The 20,733-nt window shown below is 35.3% G+C and carries 18 protein-coding genes and 1 CRISPR repeat array; of the genes, 2 read left to right on the top strand and 16 right to left on the bottom strand.

Annotated elements, in window-relative coordinates:
- Positions 1 to 63 precede the first annotated feature (63 nt).
- A CRISPR array of direct repeats spans positions 64 to 623; the repeat unit is 32 nt; unit sequence ATTTCAATCCACGCACCCACATGGGGTGCGAC.
- Positions 624 to 790: 167 nt separating this feature from the next.
- The 11 genes from cas2 to BM163_RS03295 form a co-directional block, all read right to left on the bottom strand.
- On the bottom strand, positions 791 to 1,081 hold the full coding sequence (gene cas2 / locus BM163_RS03345; RefSeq protein WP_089800233.1) for a CRISPR-associated endonuclease Cas2: 291 nt from the start codon (positions 1,079 to 1,081) through the stop codon (positions 791 to 793).
- An 8-nt stretch (positions 1,082 to 1,089) separates the two neighbouring features.
- Positions 1,090 to 2,121 carry a type I-C CRISPR-associated endonuclease Cas1c gene (gene cas1c, locus BM163_RS03340; protein WP_089800231.1) on the bottom strand — a complete coding sequence of 344 codons (1,032 nt, stop codon included), beginning with the start codon at positions 2,119 to 2,121 and terminating at the stop codon, positions 1,090 to 1,092.
- Positions 2,118 to 2,774 (bottom strand): CRISPR-associated protein Cas4, encoded by a 657-nt coding sequence (cas4, locus tag BM163_RS03335; protein ID WP_089800229.1) that lies wholly within the window; start codon positions 2,772 to 2,774, stop codon positions 2,118 to 2,120. Before cas4 ends, cas1c begins: the two co-directional genes overlap by 4 nt.
- The gene (gene cas7c, locus BM163_RS03330) at positions 2,764 to 3,615 is read right to left on the bottom strand and encodes a type I-C CRISPR-associated protein Cas7/Csd2 (protein WP_089800227.1); all 852 of its coding nucleotides are present in this window, start codon (positions 3,613 to 3,615) and stop codon (positions 2,764 to 2,766) included. Before cas7c ends, cas4 begins: the two co-directional genes overlap by 11 nt.
- Positions 3,615 to 5,483: a type I-C CRISPR-associated protein Cas8c/Csd1 gene (gene cas8c / locus BM163_RS03325; protein WP_089800225.1), complete on the bottom strand. Its 1,869-nt coding sequence runs from the start codon at positions 5,481 to 5,483 to the stop codon at positions 3,615 to 3,617. Before cas8c ends, cas7c begins: the two co-directional genes overlap by 1 nt.
- A complete protein-coding gene (gene cas5c, locus BM163_RS03320; protein WP_089800223.1) occupies positions 5,480 to 6,199 on the bottom strand; it encodes a type I-C CRISPR-associated protein Cas5c in 720 nt (239 codons plus the stop codon). Before cas5c ends, cas8c begins: the two co-directional genes overlap by 4 nt.
- 253 nt (positions 6,200 to 6,452) lie before the next feature.
- Entirely contained in the window at positions 6,453 to 8,891 is a 2,439-nt protein-coding gene (locus BM163_RS03315) for a CRISPR-associated helicase/endonuclease Cas3 (protein ID WP_089800220.1), read from the bottom strand.
- A gap of 482 nt (positions 8,892 to 9,373) precedes the next feature.
- On the bottom strand, positions 9,374 to 10,129 hold the full coding sequence (gene rph / locus BM163_RS03310; RefSeq protein WP_089800217.1) for a ribonuclease PH: 756 nt from the start codon (positions 10,127 to 10,129) through the stop codon (positions 9,374 to 9,376).
- 117 nt (positions 10,130 to 10,246) lie between these two features.
- A complete protein-coding gene (locus BM163_RS03305; protein WP_170243618.1) occupies positions 10,247 to 11,242 on the bottom strand; it encodes a GerMN domain-containing protein in 996 nt (331 codons plus the stop codon).
- Between the two features lie 120 nt (positions 11,243 to 11,362).
- Complete coding sequence (racE, locus tag BM163_RS03300) at positions 11,363 to 12,166, bottom strand: glutamate racemase (RefSeq protein ID WP_089800214.1); 804 nt, start codon at positions 12,164 to 12,166, stop codon at positions 11,363 to 11,365.
- An 11-nt stretch (positions 12,167 to 12,177) separates the two neighbouring features.
- Positions 12,178 to 12,645 carry a MarR family winged helix-turn-helix transcriptional regulator gene (locus BM163_RS03295; protein WP_089800212.1) on the bottom strand — a complete coding sequence of 156 codons (468 nt, stop codon included), beginning with the start codon at positions 12,643 to 12,645 and terminating at the stop codon, positions 12,178 to 12,180.
- 258 nt (positions 12,646 to 12,903) lie between these two features.
- On the opposite strand from BM163_RS03295, the gene BM163_RS03290 reads away from it, so the two are divergent.
- Positions 12,904 to 13,821: an aldo/keto reductase gene (locus tag BM163_RS03290; protein WP_089800211.1), complete on the top strand. Its 918-nt coding sequence runs from the start codon at positions 12,904 to 12,906 to the stop codon at positions 13,819 to 13,821.
- A 109-nt stretch (positions 13,822 to 13,930) separates the two neighbouring features.
- Here the strand turns inward: BM163_RS03290 and BM163_RS03285 are convergent, their stop codons facing one another.
- Positions 13,931 to 14,149: a helix-turn-helix domain-containing protein gene (locus tag BM163_RS03285; RefSeq protein ID WP_089800209.1), complete on the bottom strand. Its 219-nt coding sequence runs from the start codon at positions 14,147 to 14,149 to the stop codon at positions 13,931 to 13,933.
- A gap of 165 nt (positions 14,150 to 14,314) precedes the next feature.
- Here BM163_RS03285 and BM163_RS03280 point away from each other — a divergent pair, with 165 nt between their 5' ends.
- Entirely contained in the window at positions 14,315 to 14,743 is a 429-nt protein-coding gene (locus tag BM163_RS03280) for a DUF2507 domain-containing protein (RefSeq protein ID WP_089800208.1), read from the top strand.
- A gap of 71 nt (positions 14,744 to 14,814) precedes the next feature.
- Here BM163_RS03280 and uvrC read toward each other — a convergent pair whose 3' ends face one another.
- From uvrC to BM163_RS03260, 4 genes are all read right to left on the bottom strand, one after another.
- Positions 14,815 to 16,644, bottom strand: a complete 1,830-nt coding sequence (gene uvrC, locus BM163_RS03275; protein WP_089800206.1) for an excinuclease ABC subunit UvrC — start codon at positions 16,642 to 16,644, stop codon at positions 14,815 to 14,817.
- 162 nt (positions 16,645 to 16,806) lie between these two features.
- Positions 16,807 to 17,928, bottom strand: a complete 1,122-nt coding sequence (locus tag BM163_RS03270; protein ID WP_089800204.1) for an RNA-guided endonuclease InsQ/TnpB family protein — start codon at positions 17,926 to 17,928, stop codon at positions 16,807 to 16,809.
- Complete coding sequence (locus tag BM163_RS03265; protein WP_089800202.1) at positions 17,900 to 18,532, bottom strand: IS607 family transposase; 633 nt, start codon at positions 18,530 to 18,532, stop codon at positions 17,900 to 17,902. Before BM163_RS03265 ends, BM163_RS03270 begins: the two co-directional genes overlap by 29 nt.
- Before the next feature lie 210 nt (positions 18,533 to 18,742).
- Positions 18,743 to 20,440, bottom strand: coding sequence for a hypothetical protein (locus tag BM163_RS03260; protein ID WP_174787613.1), 1,698 nt, complete (start codon positions 20,438 to 20,440; stop codon positions 18,743 to 18,745).
- Between the last annotated feature and the right edge of the window lie 293 nt (positions 20,441 to 20,733).

Here is a 20,733-nt window from a genome sequence, read left to right as displayed (position 1 = left end):
TTCAATCCACGCACCCACATGGGGTGCGACACAGAGTTATAACTCACTACGTCAAACTTTTAAATTTCAATCCACGCACCCACATGGGGTGCGACTTTAAATTAAGCACGAGCACCGGTAATTTTTTTATTTCAATCCACGCACCCACATGGGGTGCGACAATATTAATAAACGTATAGCATTAACTTTATCTATTTCAATCCACGCACCCACATGGGGTGCGACTCTAACAAAATAATCTTTAAATGGTTTTTTGATTATTTCAATCCACGCACCCACATGGGGTGCGACGAGATAACGGAAAAAGAGGTAAACGGTGAAACTAAATTTCAATCCACGCACCCACATGGGGTGCGACAAAGAATATCACATTGATTTTAGCGATGAAAATAATTTCAATCCACGCACCCACATGGGGTGCGACAAGGGAAGTTATTTGTCCAAAGTGTAAAGGTGAAATTTCAATCCACGCACCCACATGGGGTGCGACTTTATTTCTTAAAATTATAAGGAGTGATATATATATTTCAATCCACGCACCCACATGGGGTGCGACTTAGGGTGCAAAGGTTCCATGTCAATGCCGACTGGATTTCAATCCACGCACCCACATGGGGTGCGACTGCGTTTTTTTCAACTATTAAGCACAAGTGTTGAAAAAAACAACTATTATTCCACTTTTCATCTCAATAATATATAGATATTAAAACGTTTTATCTAATATAATGACTAATTGACGCAATTTTTAGTGCGAATGACTAAAAGAATTTATGTGCGCTTATGATTCGCACTAAAAAATAAGTGGGTCTTCTATATCAATAGACTCTTTAGTGCCGATATGTGTCACTTTATTTTTATGATTTTCTCCTAAGCGATAGAATCTTAAACTATCTTCTTGAACATCTATAGTTTTTTCTAAGGTATATTTCAATTCAGTGAATTGGGCAGAGTCGACAATACATTCAAATACTGAATTTTGCACACGCTGACCATAATTTTGGCAAATCTTTGATACTTTTCTTAGCCTCTTTGTCCCTCCTATACTTGAAGTACGAACATCATATGTTACTAAAATAAGCATCCAATCACCTACTTCCAGAAAAACGGAGGATATTCTTCTAAATCACCTCTTAAATATCTTGCAAAAAGCATTGCTTGCGAAAAAGGAACTAGTCCCCAACTTATTTTTTCGTTTAAAAACGGGTGTGTAATTTTTTCTTGTTTTTTTGTTTGCCATGCTTTGATAAACTTTTTACGAGATTCATCGGTAAGTAAGACTGCGCCATTTTCTTTTCTTAAGAAATCTGTATCAGTTACCATTTTTTTATTTATCATTGATAAAACAAATCGTTCAGCGTACACGCCTCTTAATTCCTCCATTAAATCTAAAGCTAATGAAGCTCTACCCGGTCGGTCCCGATGAAGGAAACCAACGTAAGCATCTAAACCCACAGATTCACACGCCGATGTAACATCATTGGCTAGCAACGTATAGGCCAATGATAAAAGTGCATTTACGTTATCTAAAGGAGGTCTTCTATTTCTTGAATGAAAATAAAATACTTCTTTCTGTTGAAGAATCATTTGATCGAAAAGCGAGTTATATCTAAGCGCTGCTTGTCCTTCCAAACCTCGCAAAGAATCTAAATCTTCAGATATTCGAATATCATTCATTAAATCTGTAAGATCATTCGAAACCTCTTTAAATTTCTTAAGTTCTATTCGCATTGGATAGTCTCTTGTCATACGTTCAATCATCCACTTTTGGTTATATACTTTAGCTAAAATAAAATTTTTAGCAATATAACAAGAACTTATATTATTGTCTGACCTTCGATATTGCTCCTTTCTTAAAATTACATTACCTCTACTCTCACCAATCACCCTCGCTAAAAATTGGCCGGATTGCTTCAAGAATACAATCGAAATATTGTTTTTTGCGCAATAACCCATCAAACCCGGACTTGCTCCTGTATAACCAAATGATACAATTGATTCTAAATTATGAAGTGGTAGCCTACCTAATTTCTCTTCTTCTTTTAGCAAAACTACATTATCTCCATCCAATGATAGGTATACATTTGGTTGAGTAACAAATAACGTATTAAGCAGTCTCTTCATTCTTTTATTTTCCTCTCGATGTATTTACTAGCTGATTCCTTAGCCATCAAATCAGGTAAACAAACATCTTTTAAAGAACAGTTTTTACAAAAGGTTCCCGTTTTCACTTTAGGTGTGTGCTTTCTTATATAATACTCCTGCATTTTTTGTGTTTGGTCTCGTACCTTCTGTTTAAGTTTAGGAGTAAACTCAATTTCAACTCTTCTTTTTATTTCATCATAGAATAAAAAACCCGTTTTTATATCTATTAATAACATTTCTTCTAAGCAGATAGCTTGAGCAGTTAATTGTAAAACATCCGCGTCATTTTGTTTAGGTTTACCCCGTTTATATTCAACTGGATACACTTTGTACTTATCTTCCATTTCAGGAATAAAAACTCCCTTTGAATCTTTAATAAATTCAACAACGTCACATATCCCACTAATCTTTAGGGAATGAGATTGCACTGGCATAGCTCTTACTATGCTTTTATTTCCTCTATTTTCTTTAGTAAAAGGTTGGTCAGCATTTCGATGTAGATGTTTTCCCTGAAGTGTTCTTACGTTTTCATCCCACTGTTGTTCTATATGAATCAGTGCCCATTGCCTTGGGCAAAACTCGAAATGTTGAATGCCTGAGAGCATTAAATACTCATCTGCATTACTTTCCATCTAAAACTTCAACTTTCAATCCTTCTAATTCATTAACATGCATAGTATAATCGTTTATATCTTTGGGCACATCAATCTTTTTTTTGATTTCGATTGAACGGTGAACTTTAGCAGAGGAATACTGCCCTAATTTAGAATTATGCTCCCACCAAATCAATTTAAATACTTCCATGCTGCCATCAGGTCTAGCAGACGAGGCATCATTCTCAAATAGCGTTATTAAGGCTTCTTTTATTTTTAAAGCATCATCGTTTGTGAACCGTGTTTTTTCTGCTAATTGCGTATTAATACTTCCTTTAAGTAAATATAATCCGAAATCAACACGATGTTTCATCCCCATCGTATCCGATCCTTTTTTATCACTCGTTTCGGAGTTAACACTTTTTGTGATTTGCATACTAGTAATATCGATCGGGTCTACACTTGTTGCGGTATGTATAGAAACCGGTCCTCTAACACCCACTGACACACTATCCGCTTTAAAGGCAAATACTTGACCGAAACTGCGGACATCCATCCATGTTTCACAAGCAACTTCAGCATATTTTTCTCTATCCTTTTCCTTACCTTTACTATATTTTATAAGTAGTTCATTTGCATCTGCTCGATCTTTTAAGCTTTTATAGCCATCTGTTTTCTTATCATCTGATTGCACAAATATAGTTTCTCCCATATCTAATAAACGATTTCTTAATTTACGTTTGATTGCTACATCAGAGATTTCACCGAAGCCATCAAAATTTTGTCTAGGACGATTACCATTAAGTGGATCACCGTTTGGGTTCGCTTTATTTACTGAAATTAAAACTGCAAAATCGATTTTATGATCTAAAGTTGTCATTATATTTCCTCCTCATTTTTGTTTCGCTGATCCAATGCAATAAGTTGACTAGAAAAACCCAATAGATATTTCCCGTCTAAAGGTTGGTCATTAAATTCTTCATAAGAAAACCTATCCATTATTTCTAGCATTAATTGCTCCAGTTTAGTGGCTTTATAACCTAAACGATCTTTATATGGGGTTAAACTTCCATAAATGTTTTTCCACGTTTGAAGTGGTTTATTTGAGAAGTTCACCATGTAACGTTCCGCATTGGTTCTTCGGCTGCCCCCTTGCGTATTTATTGCCCAGCTCTCTAAATTATGAGCAACTGCCAGTAATCTACCAAACAAATAACTTCTATCATTTATATCATTATTTAATGTCACACCTAATCCCTCCTGTCTATTAATTAGCGCACAAGTTATACTAAGCGTTTTCAGCCATTCCCAACGATCCATCGAAACAGGATTAGACGCTCTACTAAGAGCACTCCTCACTATATCACTAGGTATTTTTCTACCATCAATAATGCAGGGGAGCATTCTTGACATTAGCCCTTTAATTACTTTCTTATTTGCATGTGAGCCATATGCAGCAAAACCAATATCTTTAGTTGATGGCGCGCCGTAAAAAACTATTTCTTTCTTGTCTTCACCCTTTTTATATCGATGTAACCATTGACATGTAGCGTGCCAGTGAATTATTTTATTTAAATATAACTCTTTTTCTAAAGACCTGTAGTAAAGTACACTTAGTCTACCGGTTGTTGCAGAATCTAAAACTAAAATATTTACATTAGAAGTGTGAGATAAATCTCCACTATACCCTTTCATAGCTTTTGATACTTCATTTGCATAGTTTTCTAGTGTATCGATTTTAATAATTTTATCCGCAGAAAAAATCGGATTTGTTGACGCAAGATCTTCTGCAGGGTTAATAATCTCAACCATATCATTTCCCCACACTAAAAATACTCGCTCATCTATCACATCACCCTGTTTATTAATTAGCCATTTTAAGGCATTATGGGCCTTTTGCGATGTAATATAACCAATAGAGACTGCCTCATCACTACTATCAAATCGACCTCTATAAGTATATCCAGAAGTGTCATTAGATGAAATTAGCTTTGCTTTATCCGCTGCGTGACGTATTTTATTTGCGTGTCTATTTGTACTTGGTATAACTTCACCACTTACGTAACATAATTCTTCATCACGTAATAGCTCATTGTAGTAATTAATAAATGATTGGTAAACGGCATCATCTTCCCATATTGCTTTTTCATTAGCTACTCCTGTCCTAACATTAAACCTTACAAAAGCTGCTATGATATCACTAGGCACCACTTTATAAATAGGTGCTTTTTCTCCATACATATCCTCAACAGTTTTATCCCACTTTTGAATGAGTTCACCATTGTCTATATATAGAATATTATTTTCAATTAAATCTTTTATGGTCGTTCTTTTCTTGGTATAAGTATATATCGCCATAATCTTATTATGACAGTGCCTACTGTCAACCCAATTCTTAAGCTGAGCGATATAAGCATCGAACTGATTTTTCTCCTTTTCACTACCACCATAATCGACTAAATCACCCGCACAATAAGATAGTTTATCGTGAAGTGGATAAGGAGCTATGACTCTACCGGCTCTACTAGCTGAAGCTTCAGTTGTCGGTATAAGGGTGTTTTCCTTCTCCAAAACTTTCGCTGAGTGAAAATCCCCATCAGGTGTTAAGGTTATCTCAATATGCGCATTTTGTGTTGTATGAGATATAGGAAGTAGCGTGAACTTTTTATCATTTGCACGTGTAAGTTCCTTACCAATATGCTCATGATTACTATCATACGTCTCCTTCAAAGATTGCAACCAACTCATCTATTCACCCCCTCTTCAATTTCACTCCATAAATCTTCTACCGGTTCAACGTTACTTTTATCAAATGTTTTATTAGTCATTTTTTTGATTCTTTTCACATTCCTGCACTCTTCTGGTCGTTCGAATTTTATTACACCCTTTCTCATAACAGGATGCCATAACCGGACTTCAAGATTATCTGTTCCTGTCTCATCAGGATAATTAAGACCATGAACCATTGTACCGAAATGCATCTCCTCTACATTATCATAGTAACCTTTGCCTTCTCCAAATACACAAGGCTCAACATAACCCTGACACTCTCTTGTACCCAAAAATATATCTCGGCGCCCGCCAACTTTCAAGGATCTCTTTAACACATTATGGTGTTTATGTTCATTACGATCATAAGCCATATCAGGTCGATTCATATTAAATTCAAAATGGGCTCTAACTTGATAAAGAGGATTTTTTAAATAAGTGTAGTTAGCTAATGTATTTCCGCCATTATACTCAATTGGACGAATACCTTTAGATTCCATTTGTATAGGATTTAATATCCGCAACTCATCAACAATCATGATTAGCGTAGGCTTCCAATAAATCGACTCGACTATACCTTTAAGTGCCTGATAAGTCGGTATTTGATAAGTCATTTTCTCTCCACCAATCTTAGTTAGTGGATCTGTAAATAAACCGTAGTCACCATATAAATTGAACTCAATACTATTCCTCATGATTTCACCTCCTTTCAATTGTAAGTGAACAAGTGAAACAACACGCACAAAAGAAAGCGCATTCATTTTTTTACAAAAAACTAATGTGGCGACTTAGTTTCTAATTATAGCCGCACATCTTTACCATTATCCTTATCGAAATAACACATCATATTGAACTTAAAAGATATAATGTTATCGGTATAATAACATTCTAGGGTAATGAATATAGTATTTAATCTAAGAAGATATATCATTATTAAATAAAGCAGATTTAAATAATTTGATCAGATAGATTCGATTCACCAAGCATATCTAGTCCGACCTCTTCACTGTAAAAACCTTCAGCTAAAGCAAATAATTTCCCTTCAAAATAATCCATGACTGCACCAACTGACCGCAGTAAATTAAATTCGTTTGCGTGCAAATTCACACTGTAGTGTTGAGCTTTTTTAAATAATATAGAGATATCCTCTATTCTTTTTTCACCATTTATATCCGCAATAATCTCTCGCCCCTCTTTAAAAGGTACAATAACAGAGGTGGTAACACTATCAATCGCATTAAAGTTTTTGGCTGCTGTTTGAAAGCTACCATGCGAAAATAATGGATAGCCAGTTTTAAATTTGTTTGTAAATTCCATATACCATTTACTTTTATTATTGTTAGTTAATAGTAAGTCCGTCATTTTGACATTAAGTGATGGGATGTTGTAGTCAATTTCAAAGGACAACTCGCTATAATACTCTCTAAAAAAATACTCCATCGCGTTCCTCGACAAGATATTCCCCTTGAAAACATTTGAATCTTTACTTAAATCTATTAACATTTTTTTGGTGATATCCTTACCAATAGATATTTCGGGCAGTCGACTCAAATTCTCCTCTTTGTGATCAATCAAATATACCCTTCCCAACTTACATTCACCGTGCCTATTGCAGCGTCCCGCTGCTTGAGCAATTGAATCTAAACCAGTTAAAGATCTCACGACTTGTTGAAAGCTTATATCTACCCCAGCTTCAATTAATTGTGTACTAAGACAAATTACCGGTTGATTTGATTCCAACTCCTTATGCACATTTTTTAAGATATCACGTCGATGACTGGCACACATCGATGTGCTCAAGTGATAAACTTTAGTATCTTCTAATCTTTCTTTTAATACGTGATAAAGCTTCTTTACCACTGATTTAGTATTCAATATAACTAATTGACTTGTAACCTCACATGTTTGTTTTTCAATAAAATCCGCTAATTCAACAGTCGATAATTGATTACCGGTAGCTATATCACAAATCTCTACACGTTTAAATGCTTCATTCACATCATCAATTCGACTAATCATCTCAGTATCTTTACCTATCATTAAATTGTGTTCTACGTCTTTTAATGCGGGTTGTGTAGCCGTACATAGCACAATACTAGAGTCGCAGTAATTATTCAAAAAGTTAACTGTTGCGTTAAAAAGAGCAATACATTTAACAGGGACCTTCTGTACTTCATCAAAAATAATAACGGATTCACTCAAGTTGTGTAAGCGTCTGATATTCCTTGTTCCTGAAGAATAAAAAATATTTAGGAATTGCACCATTGTACTAAAAATTACAGGAGCATCCCAATTATCCCTAGCCAATAGCAGTTTGTTTTCTATAGTCATTACTTCTTCGTCTATCTCATCTTCAGAATTGTTATTATTTTCATAAAATACATTTGAGTGGTGTTCCACTAAAGTTGTAGTATTCCTTAGTAGATTCCTGACTACTTCAGCGTTTTGTTCAATAATAGTCGTATACGGTACAATATATATGATTCTTTTTTTGTTATATTTAACAGCATGTTTTAAAGCATATCTAAGGCTTGATAATGTTTTTCCACCGCCTGTAGGAATTGAAAGAGTGAATACATCGGAGGCTTTAGAAGCTACCTGATCACATTCATCGGACATTTTTTGCCTTAATTTATTAATGGGGGTTATATTTACTGAATTGTTGTTTAAAGCGTCAATTTCACAAAGTAATTTTTCGTAGTCTTTTTCAAAAGAGTGATGGGTGAACTGTTCATTATAAGAAATATTATCTTCAAAACATCTTGTACTCGTTCGATCAGCATCGATTAACGCACTAAAGATATATTTGGTAAGTAACATTATTGTAGTGGAGTAGTTTGGTTCTTTAATTTTGTTGAGGAATTGATTCATTTCATTTAACGCGATGTTTACATAATTTTCAATTTCTTTTTCGGACATGACTTCCAAAAAGAAATTTATTTTAGCTTCATTGTAATCTTCTAACTCTTTATCTTTAATTCGATTTAGGAATTTCAATTCTAGATTTGAATTGAGATAGTCTTGTAAATATCCATGATGAGATAAAATCCCATTTCCAATAATTTCAACCATGATCTTATTAACAGAATGATTGTTGTAGTATTTCTCGAATAACAGCCTCCCACCAGCCGTTGAGTGATCAATAGATCCTCTTATCGGAGCATTTTCAGGGTCATTTACTGCTTGCATAATATAATTTTTAAATCCTGTTGTAAACTTTCCCATATCGTGTAATAATCCCGCTAATCCCGCAACATGTTTCATATGTATCTTATTTCCGATTTTTTCACAAATTTCTTTAGTTTCAATAAGATGTTGCCGAACAGTTTGAATTTGCCTATCTGTAGATCGAATATGTGCTATATAAATTTTAACCACCTCAATCATTGATATTTTTACCTATGCATATTTTACCATATACATTTACCAATTTCAATTTTTATGGTAAATTAAGCACAACTTATGTAAAAACTTATCTAATATTGCGGATCATTAGCTTACAAGATTATTCTTAAAGATTCACACCAACAATGTCATGATTTCTTCTTGATTATACGGTTTAAGACTAAGTAATATTTTGATATTCCAACAAAATTTATTGCATTTTTTCACTAGTAGATTGATGATGTGTTGTAAAAACTGCGTCGCACCCTATGTGGATGCGTCTATTGACAAGAAGGCTAAAACCCATAACGACAAAGGCCAGTATCTCAGTATAAAGCTTCACCAATCCCTTGTAACGGAACTCCTTCACTTAAAATCCTCATCGCTTTTAGAGGAAAACATCCTCCCGTCAAAAACGATAAGTGATTTATACAGAAAAACCCCTCAGAATAAGCGTTATAAAAACACTTAATCTGAGGGGTTTCTTATTCTACTTCTTCCATTTGATCAATAAGTTGTGCATAATCACCGATAGCTTGTTTTTGATATTCAAATAAATTTGTAATACCTTCTTCTGCTAGGTTTAACATACTTAACAACTCTTTATGAGAAAACGTTGCTTCTTCACCGGTTCCTTGAATTTCTACAAATTCGCCGTTACCTGTCATCACAACATTCATATCGACTGCTGCTTGAGAATCTTCAACATATTCTAAATCAAGAATAGTACTACTATCAGGCATCACACCAACAGAAATAGCTGCTAAGTAGTCTGTGATGGGTAAAGTTTCAAGTACTTTATTGTCAACGAGCTTACCAAGTGCTAGGACCATTGCAACAAAAGCACCCGTGATGGATGCCGTACGTGTACCACCATCTGCTTGAATCACGTCACAGTCAACCCAAATCGTCCGTTCTCCCAATTTCTCTAAATCTACAACAGCACGCAGTGCGCGTCCGATCAAGCGCTGAATTTCCATCGTACGACCACTTAATTTCCCTTTTGCTGCTTCACGTATGTTTCGTTGCTCAGTTGCACGTGGCAACATTTGATATTCTGCTGTAATCCATCCCTTTCCTTGATTACGCATGAACGGCGGCACACGTTCTTCAATAGAGGCATTACAAATGACTTTAGTATCGCCAACCGTAATTAACACGGACCCTTCTGGATGTTTAATAAAACCTGTTTCAATTGTTATATCTCGTAATTCATTTTCTAATCGATTGTTTGGTCTCAAGTTTTGTTCCCCCTTTAATTATCTATCCTATCGTAACATATTTTTCGCATGAAAGGTCCGCTTCATAATGTATTTCTAGTTTTTAATTAATCGAATGTCGAATCAATCGATAGTAAGTTAAAGGCTCGTCGGGTTTAATACATCCTCTCTAGTCATAGCTTCAACATATCCAGACGACTGATCAGCAGTGAGGTCATCTATACCTTCAACTTTTAGCTGTACTTGTTTAACATCATCAAATTCCGTAAGCGTTAATACCATTGTCTCTAAAATATTAGATTGAAGCTTCCCTTCTGTTGTTAACACTTCATCCGATAAGGTAACAGTAATCAAATCATCTGTTTGCGCTACTTTCATAACATTGACATGCTTTTCTACGATATGAGAGACATTTTCATAAACACCTGGTCCATTTATAAGCGATTGAATAACAACCTCTTTAATATTTATATCTTGAGGAACATAAGCTGTCGTCGGGATAAAGTAACACGTTTCATTTACATAATAAGGGTAATACATCGTTACAGGTGTTGTTGTTAAATAGTCTATCGCTTCTGATTTTAAAACATTAATCCCTTCTGCTCGACTATATCCATTTGTCATAATTGTTTTTTGTTTTGGCATAACATTAATCTCTTCACCCTCAACCCATAATTTAATACGTTCTATCCCATGAAAACTTGTTGCAGTGTAAGTGATAGCTTCCAAAATGTTTTTTTCTTTCATTGCATCATAGGATAAAAAATCTGCAGAAAAGTCAATAATTAACGTTTCATCTTCTGTAATATTAAGACCTCTAATAGTTGTGTTCACCGGTAAAACGGGGACTAAACCACTGGGTAACAATGACTCAATCGGTCCTCCTTCAACCAAATATTCCAATGCTTGTTTCAATACAGCTCGGTCTTCTTGAACCGGCAACAGTAACTGATTTGGCACCACATAACCTTCACTAGATAAAAAGTATAACTCTCGCTTTACCGTTGGTTGTTCCTCTAACTCAAAAGTATAACTCTCATCTGATAATACCTCTGAATAATCTTCTTTTCCACACCCTACTAGCATAAAACAGCAGCTCATCATTAATACATACATCCACAATTTATTTTTCATGCTATTTCCTCCCGTCTCCATCACTTTATCACTACTATATGATTTGAGGCAGGTATTTTAGACCGTCAACTTTTAGGCACAAAAGAAGCTATACACATCGCGTATAGCTTCTGTATCTTATTATTCATCGATAACAACCTGTTCAATATGTTTGATTGGCTGGTCCATCCATCTGTTCGCAATTTGTTTAAAAACCTCTTTAGAACCTGTTGTATAGAATTCATGATTTACTCGTTCGTGCGACTCATTATGTAAGCCTTGATAACTTAAAATAGCACTTACTTCACGCGCCGTTTCTTCACCAGAAGAAATAATATGAACCTTGTCTCCCATAATCTTTTGAATAGGCTCATGCAAAATGGGATAGTGAGTGCAGCCTAAAATAAGTGTATCTAGTTGCTTATAAGCTTTAAGTGGTTCTAAAGCATGTCTTACGATGTCTTCACTTGCTTCATCAGAAAATCTACCACTTTCAACCAGGGGAACAAATTGGGGGCAACTAAGACCATGAACAGTTAAATCTTCCGATATATTGTGTAAAGCCTCAGGATAAGCCTCCGATTCAATAGTGCCTACAGTACCAATCACACCAATATCTTTCGTTTCTGTTACTTTTATAGCTGCACGTGCACCCGGTTGGATAACACCCAGAACCGGTATGTCTAACGTTTCTTTCAATAAGTCTAACGTAAATGCTGTCGCTGTGTTACAAGCAATCACAAGCAATTTTATATCTTTTTTCAATAGGAAATCTATCATTTGTTGTGTAAAGGTAATGACTTCTTCTTTTGGACGTGGTCCGTAAGGACAACGTACGGTATCACCTAAGTATATGAGTCGTTCTTTTGGTAATTGACGCATTAATTCTCGTGCCACAGTTAAACCACCCACACCAGAATCAATTACTCCGATTGGTCGATTCACTTATACATCCCTCATTTTCTATCCGTTGTTTTATTTTCTTTTTCCCACTGCATCTTTTCTAATAAGATGCGCATCGTATCATCTAGCACGGTTACATCTGTCGATGACATTTCTTTTAACACTTCAGCTAAATATACTTGACGCTTTTCAATAACTTCTTGAATAATTTCTCTCCCTTTATCCAACAAGTGAATCCTTACTACACGGCGGTCTTTTGTGTCACGTTTACGCTCCACAAGAACATTTTTCTCCATGCGATCAACTAAATCTGTCGTTGTACTAAAAGCTAAATTTATTTTATTTGAAAGTTCACCAATTGTTAAGTCCCCATCTTCCAACAACCACTGTAAAGCAATAAATTGTGGTGTTGTAATACAGTAATTTTTCAAAATTTCGCGTCCTTTATGTTTAATGATCCCGTTAATATAGCGGATGTTTTTCTCAATTCGGACAATCGCATCCATTGATTCTGTCTCCATCGAATAACCCCTTCTTTCATTGTAGATTCAATGTCACTGCAACTATCATCATAACACTTTTTTACGTATCTCGGTAAAATAATCATTAAATTTAATGTACCAATATACACAGACTTATTATTTATCCACATCATCTCAGATGATTGTATAATAATTTGATGAGCGTAAGTAAAGGTACATGATTACCTATGTTCAACATTTCATGTTAAGATAACAAATGAAAGCCCTTAACTAAAAGTGGCACAAGGAGGACGACATATGAAAACAATACAATTAGGAACAAGCGATTTACTAGCAACAGAAATAGGGTTAGGTTTAATGCGGCTAAGTGAAAAATCACCTATAGAAGCAGAGGCAATTATCCAAAATGCGCTTGATTTAGAAGTCAATCTATTTGACCATGCGGATATTTACGGTGGGGGGAAGTCAGAAGAAGTTTTTCGTGATGCTTTTAAGCGCGTATCTGCTAAAAGAGAAGACATCTTACTGCAATCAAAATGCGGTATAAGAAAAGGGTTCTTTGATTTCTCTAAAGAGCATATCGTATCTTCTACTGAGGGTATATTAAAAAGACTAGATACGGACTATTTAGATATCTTACTTCTCCATCGACCGGATGCACTCGTTGAACCCGAAGAAGTAGCAGAAGCATTTACGAAGTTAAAGCAACAAGGAAAAGTAAAATACTTTGGTGTAAGCAATCATCATCCCTTACAAATAGAGTTACTTAAAAAGTATTTAAAGGAAGATCTCATTATTAATCAGGTCCAATTTTCACTTATGCACACACCGATGATTGATTTCGGTCTCAATGTGAATATGGCTACAGTAAACGGTCAAAACAGAGATCATGCCATCATTGACTATGCCCGAATAAATAATATTACTTTACAAGCATGGTCTCCATTCCAGTACGGATTAATTAAAGGGACTTTTTTAAACAATCCCGATTTTCCAGAAATTAATCACGCATTAAATGAGATGGCAGAAGAAAAAGGTATTACTAATACTACTCTTGCTACTGCCTGGATTTTACGGCACCCTGCAAAGATTCAGCCGATTGTCGGTACGATGAGCCCTGACAGACTTAAACAAATTGCCGAAGCAAGTAACGTCACCTTAACACGTGAAGAATGGTATAAACTATATCAAAAAGCTGGTAATGTCTTACCTTAATCGAGCTCTTGCATTGAATGTTTTTTCCTTACTATTACTTATTTATAGGCAGTACAGCGTTTAACTTTATCCGACTAAAAAGTGGCACCAATTGGTGTCACTTTTTAAGTTACCCTATATCTAATTCAGCTGTTTTCACAAGATACACAAGTGCTTGCGTTCGATCTTTCGCGCCGATTTTCAGCATGACATTGGAAATGTGATTTCTTACTGTTTTTTCTGTAATACCTAATGCGGAGGCAATATCAGCTGTTACATAACCTTGCGCAAGTAGATGGAACACTTGATGCTCTCGTCTTGTTAAAACGCGCTTCTGTTGATTTGCCATAACAAAACTCCTCTCATCTCACTCGGTGTAGGTTCACCTTAATTATAAAGTATGTCAGCTTACTACATTGGTGCAGCAACGATTGGTTTATATGTTACTTTTTAAAAAAACAATTGCAGAATAGCTAAAAAAACGTGATAATATCTTGTAGAGGGGGCTCGTCAAATGAAAAAAATAGACCAACTAAAAAAGGTGTACGAAAAAACATCTATCAAACCAGGTTATGAACTTTTACGCTTCATTGCTTTACCTGATTTACTTGGTAAAGACCAAGATAAAATACTTTATATTTTAGGTAAAAATACGAGTAGAACATTAGACATTACTTCAATAGATTCACTGATTGAGGCCTTCGATTTATTTGGATTCGGTGATTTAGTCCACATAAAAGAAAAGCGAGCAGAGGATCTATTCACTTTAACATCACAACTAGTGACCGCTAGAAAAGAGGCAGCTCTTGAACAAAGCTATCTCTTTGAATCTGGTATTATCGCAGGAGCAATGGAAACCATTCGTGGATTTCAATGTGAAACAGAAGAATCAATCAAAGTAAAACAAGGCCTCATTGAATTTAGCGTAAAGCATTATAGGTAGTACTTTTCATAAAACGTGAGGAGCCAAAAAGGCACTCACGTTTTTATGTCAATAACTCTTTATACTTTGCTTTAAAGCTCTATTTCCTCGTTCTCCTCAGGTATTTCATCACCGGGCTTTGTTTCATCTTTTTCTTCATTCAAATGCAAGAGAATTGTTTTAGCTGTTGGCTTAGGAATTCCTAGACGAATAAGTGTTTCAAGGTCCGCTTGTTTGATTTCCGTAATCGATTGAAAGTGTGTCAACAAGAGACGACGTCTTTTTTCACCTACTCCTGGTATTTGATCAAGCTCAGAGCGTATCGCATTCTTCCCACGTAAACTACGGTGAAATGTGATTGCAAAACGATGAACCTCATCTTGAATACGCTGAATTAAATAGAAACTTTGTGATTTACGACCTAAATCGATCACTTCAGGTGGATCACCGTAGAGTAATTCGCTCGTTTTATGCTTCTCATCTTTAGCCAATCCAGCGATTGGGACATCTAGCCCTAACTCATTTTCTAATACATCTCGGGCAGCGCGTATTTGTCCTTTACTTCCATCAACTAAAATCAAATCCGGTAAAGCTAATCCATCTTTTAACACACGTGAATAACGCCGCCTAATGACTTCTCGCATAGTCTCGTAATCATCTGGCCCCGAGACACCACGAATTTTATACTTACGGTACTCTTTTTTATCCGGCTTTCCATTAGTAAACACGACCATGGCACTCACTGGGTCTGTCCCTTGGATATTAGAATTATCAAAAGCCTCAATGCGATGAGGCATATCAATATGCAATTTCTCACCTAAGGTTTCGATAGCTTTAATTGTACGTGCTTCATTACGTTCGATTAACTGGAATTTTTCAGATAAAGCAATCTCGGCATTCTTTCCTGCTAAATCGAGCAGCTCTTTTTTCCTTCCTCGATAGGGAATCGCGACATCTATTTTTAATAACACTTTTAACATGTCATATTCGATTGGTGCTGGAACGAGTACTTGCTTTGGTTTCAAATGGTTTTGATGCAAGTAAAAACGAGCTACGAAGGTTGTAAACACATCTGTGGGTTCATCAAAAAACGGAAATATTGATACATCTCGTTCTATCAATTTGCCTTGTCTAATAAAAAACACTTGTACGCACATCCAACCTTTATCATAGCTGAAGTTGAATATATCACGATCTGTTCGATCTTCAAGCGTCATTTTTTGTTGTTCCATTACTGCATCAATATGAGCCAGTTGATCACGCAGTTCTTTTGCACGCTCAAAATTCAGAGCCTCACTTGACTGATACATTTTCTTCTCAATAGTTTGTTTAATTTTCTTATGTCCACCTTTTAGAAAAGAGGCTATTTCTTGCGTAATCTCCTGATAAAAACGTTTACTAGGTGGGTCTTCTGCACAAGCTAAACACTGCCCTAAATGATAATAAAGACAATATTTGCCAGAAGGGTTATTGCACTTTCTTAGTGGATATAATCTATCTAGTAGCTTTTTTGTTTCTCTTGCCGCAAGGACGTTGGGATAAGGACCAAAGTATCTAGCTTTATCTTTTAATACTTTACGCGTAATAATCAAGCGTGGGTGACGTTCATTGGTAATTTTCAAATAAGGATAAGACTTATCGTCCTTTAAAAGAATATTATATTTTGGATCATATTTTTTTATCAAATTCATCTCTAATATGAGTGCCTCAATCTCAGAAGATGTCACAATATACTCAAAGTCTATGATTTCTTGAACAAGACGTTGTGTTTTTTGATCATTTGCACCAGTAAAATAAGAGCGCACTCGATTTTTCAACATCTTTGACTTACCAACATAAATAACTGTCCCATGTTTGTCTTTCATCAAATAACAACCGGGTTCGCTTGGCAATACTTTTAGTTTTTCTTCTATTTGACTCATTGTGTCACCGTTGCCAAAAACCTATAAAAATCTATAAGTAATGTTTAATTCCTACTTCAACGTATCCGATTTTGCCTAAGCTACTTTCGTTTGATGTGATACTCCATAGGCGTTAATTCGGGTACAACGAACCCTACACATTAACAGGTATCTTGTAGGTGATTATCCTGCTAATTTACCATAGTTAGCTAAATTCAATGAAGCGTTCAAATCTCTATCAATCTCTAAACCGCAATCACACTTATATAGTCTATCTGATAATTTTAAGTGTGATTTAATTTGACCGCAATCTGAACACGTTTTAGAGGAAGGGAAGAAGCGCTGTACCTGTATGAATTTAATTCCGTTCTTTTCACATTTGTATTTCATTTGTCGGATAAATTCATACAACTTTTGCTTCGCTATAGACTTAGCTAAATGACGATTTTTCATCATACCAGAAATATTTAAATCCTCCATTACAACTTTACTAGGTTTGGTTTTCACGATAGTATTTGTTGCTTGGTGTATATGATTATTTCTAATATTATTTAATCGTCTGTGTAGACGTTGTATACTTTTTTCGATTTTTATAATGTTACATGTTTTGACAAAACGGTTTCCCTCCTTATTCATTTCATATTTACGAGAAACACTACGCTGTAACCTGCGTAATCTTTTCTCAATTTTCTTGATTTCTTTTGTCTTATTAATGTTCTTAAACACCTTTCCGTTTGAACAAACGGCTAAATCTTTAACTCCTAGGTCAATCCCTATGACTTCTTCTGTTAATTCCTGTTCAATTACTTCTCTTTCGATTCCTACTGATAAATACCAATATTTCCCATCATGTGAAACTCTCGGGTCAGAATATTTTTTACCCATAGGAATCTGTTCAGATGTTTTAATCCATCCTACCTTTTCAATCAATACTAGATTTTTCTTAACTTTCAATTTTAAATTGTCATTATAGAATGAAGGTTTAGATTTCTTTTTAGATTTAAACTTAGGAAAACCACTTAATCCTTTGAAGAATCTCTTATATGAATCGCAAGCATCTTTTACTGCTTGTTTTGCCACATTATTTGATACATCACCCAGCCACTTAAAATCTTCTTGTTGTTTTATTTGTGTGATTTCTTTTCTTAAAATACTATCACTTAAAAACTTTCCACCTTTGTCATAGTTTTCACGCTGTCTGTCTAATGTCCAATTATAAACCCACCTAGCGACACCTACTGATTTCCACAATTGCTTTTCTTGCTCCTCAGTTGGTTTAATCCTTATCTTCCTCGCTAGTATCATCTTCTCTCAACTCCTTAATGATTTTCTTAGCTTTATTCGCCCTTTCACCTTGCAACCCACAACTAAATACAGTCACAATTTGAATTAAATCCTCCACCAGTTCTTGATTATCTGTTTTTGGTGTATTGTCGATTATTTCAATTTTAGTCCCATGTTTAGAAAATAAATTATCAAGCAACTCATAGCCAAACCTCAGTAATCTATCTTTGTATAAAACCACAACCGTATCGACTTTATAATTAAGTACTAAATCAATGATTTCATTTAATCCCTTTTTGTTGTAATTTATGCCACTGCCGATATCTTTAATAATTTTATATGGTTGACCCCTAGATAGTAGATATGTCTCCATGTTTTCCACTTGTCTTTCTAAGTCATCCTTTTGTTTGTGAGAAGATACTCGACAGTAGCCGATAGTTATTCTTGATTCAGTGGACGGGGAATGTAGTCCTAGAAAATATTCAAGTTGTTGTTGTGAGTAATAGCGATGTCCAGACGGTGCTATATAATTAGGTTTTAACTTGTCTGTTTTATCCCAATTGCGCAAAGTTTGAACAGTTACTCCTATTTCTTTAGCAAATTGACCTATGCTATATTTCTTCATTCCATATCACTTCCATTTTTTATATTATATACCTAACATAATATAAAATGCGAAAATAACCAATAGTTATTTATAGTCTTTTATAGATTTTACTTAACTGTTTTAAACCTCTTTTATACAATATCTCCATTATATCACGTATATTCCTCTACCAAAAATAAGAAGCACACCCACTAAATACGCGGGCGTACTTCTCTTAATATAGACAATTTACTCAGTGGTTGTTGATTCATCATCCAATGTTTCTCTGGTCTTTTCCTCTACATCATTTTCATTTATTTCATTCTCATTAGATGTATCTCTATCTTCAGTTAAGGCATCTACTAACTGAAAGGCACGAAACTCTAATTCAGCTGTTACCGCTCCTTTGATGTTCGAACCGATATTCACAAATGGCAATTGATCACTCAATGAAATATCGGCCTTGTAGATGGCACCGTCAATCATAAAGTAGTATACCGTATTACCATCAACGACAACTTCGGCAATGTCTTCAATTTGTCCTGTAAGTTCCGTCACTTCTTCATCCGTTTCGACATCTTCAATGATACTATCTTCAACGGTCTCACCAGTTACTTGACTAATCAACACTTCTACAGTCTCAGCAGTTATTACCTTTTGATAATCAACCGCATCTACAAGCGCGTATGAACGTACTAATCCTGAATCATCTTTAAGTGATGAAATATAATAAGGTTTATCCTCTAAGCTAATTAATAGTGGAAACGTTGAATTAAAGCGCATCTGTTGCAAGCTGCCTTCTGCTGATTCCATCGCTGAGAACTCATCAGCCGATGTGACAGGATAAAAGGTCGCATCTTTCGTACGCAAATTAACTAAATAAAACCCAATATTCGATGCGTCACGATTTATACTTGTTACACCCGTATATAAATAAACGTCATCATACATTGGAATATAATTATACCCATTCGTTGTCTCTGTCACACCGCGCTTTTGAAAGACACTGTTCCAAAAGCCATTAGTATAAAGACCGCGATAATTGAGCTGTTGGATAATGAGTTCTGCAGAATAAATACGATCTACCCAATTTGGCATATCGTCCATTGTATAAGCTGCCGTATCACCCGTCACAGCATCTAATACAATCACACCACTTGGTTCTTGTTGGGTAAATAAAAAGCGATTTTCATACGTCGTCGCTATATAGTGTGGGTGCCCATCATCGTCAACCTCAAAAGATGGATTTTGGAACATTTTTGTTGGGTATTTGAATCGTAAATATCGATGGACATTTCGATTAAATAATTCTGCATGCGAGTACTTAATGCCATCTTCTACATCTTCTACTGCTACTTCACCTGTGACCATATCGACCGCTAAATAATTTGGCAAACCTTCATTACGATTATTGAGCCACTGCATAAAGCCCGCATATTCAAGAGGCGTAACACGATAAGGTTCATTAGCAATATTAATTTGAGTATAAGTTTCAGCTGGTACAAATTGTGACACAAGATCTGTTAAAGAACCAATCCGACGATCACCTAGCCGTTTTGCTGTGTCACGATCAAGCATAGGAATTTGATCTGTTGATAAGGTTGGAAACTCTGTATCAAAATTTTTCTCTTCTACTTCAATGAGTGCCGAATAGTCTTTTGCCCGAAAAACTGGCCCATTAAAAAATTGCAGAATAAAACTAAAACCAATAAAGAGCAGCACAACGCCTAATAAGTAATATTTTTTATTTAGCTTTCTTAAAGCTTGTGGTGCGAAAATAGAATCAGCGAAGATTTCAATGAACAACACAGACAAGACAATCGCTACAAGGTACATTCTAAAACCTGGCGATTGAATGTTAATAGGTGGAAGCAGAACATAATAACTTACCCCAATAATAAGTATGAGCAAAGCATACAGCAATATCTTCATTTTTGATTTTTTCATAACTGTTGGAACTCCTTTTTAATCATGATATGTAAAATGTTACTTATTTAGCATAGCATAGCAAGAAATGAAATACAAAACTTACCCGCTTATAGAGGTTCTCTGTCAAATGTGGTGGTACCTAAAACACCACTCATTTGATCAATTATTGTCGAGGTAGTATCCGCCATCCTTGACTTCAATAACGACCATGATGAGTTTTCTTGTGCCGGATGGTTATTTTAATGCCTTTGAGGCACCATCCGCGCCTAAGCTTATCATGGTCGTTTTCTTCTAAGTTCGATTAAGTCGGG

It is taken from the genome of Halolactibacillus alkaliphilus (genome assembly GCF_900115465.1).
Lineage (GTDB): Bacteria > Bacillota > Bacilli > Bacillales > Amphibacillaceae > Halolactibacillus > Halolactibacillus alkaliphilus.
Note: the sequence above shows the minus strand (reverse complement) of the source record. Positions and strands in the feature narration are given on the sequence as shown.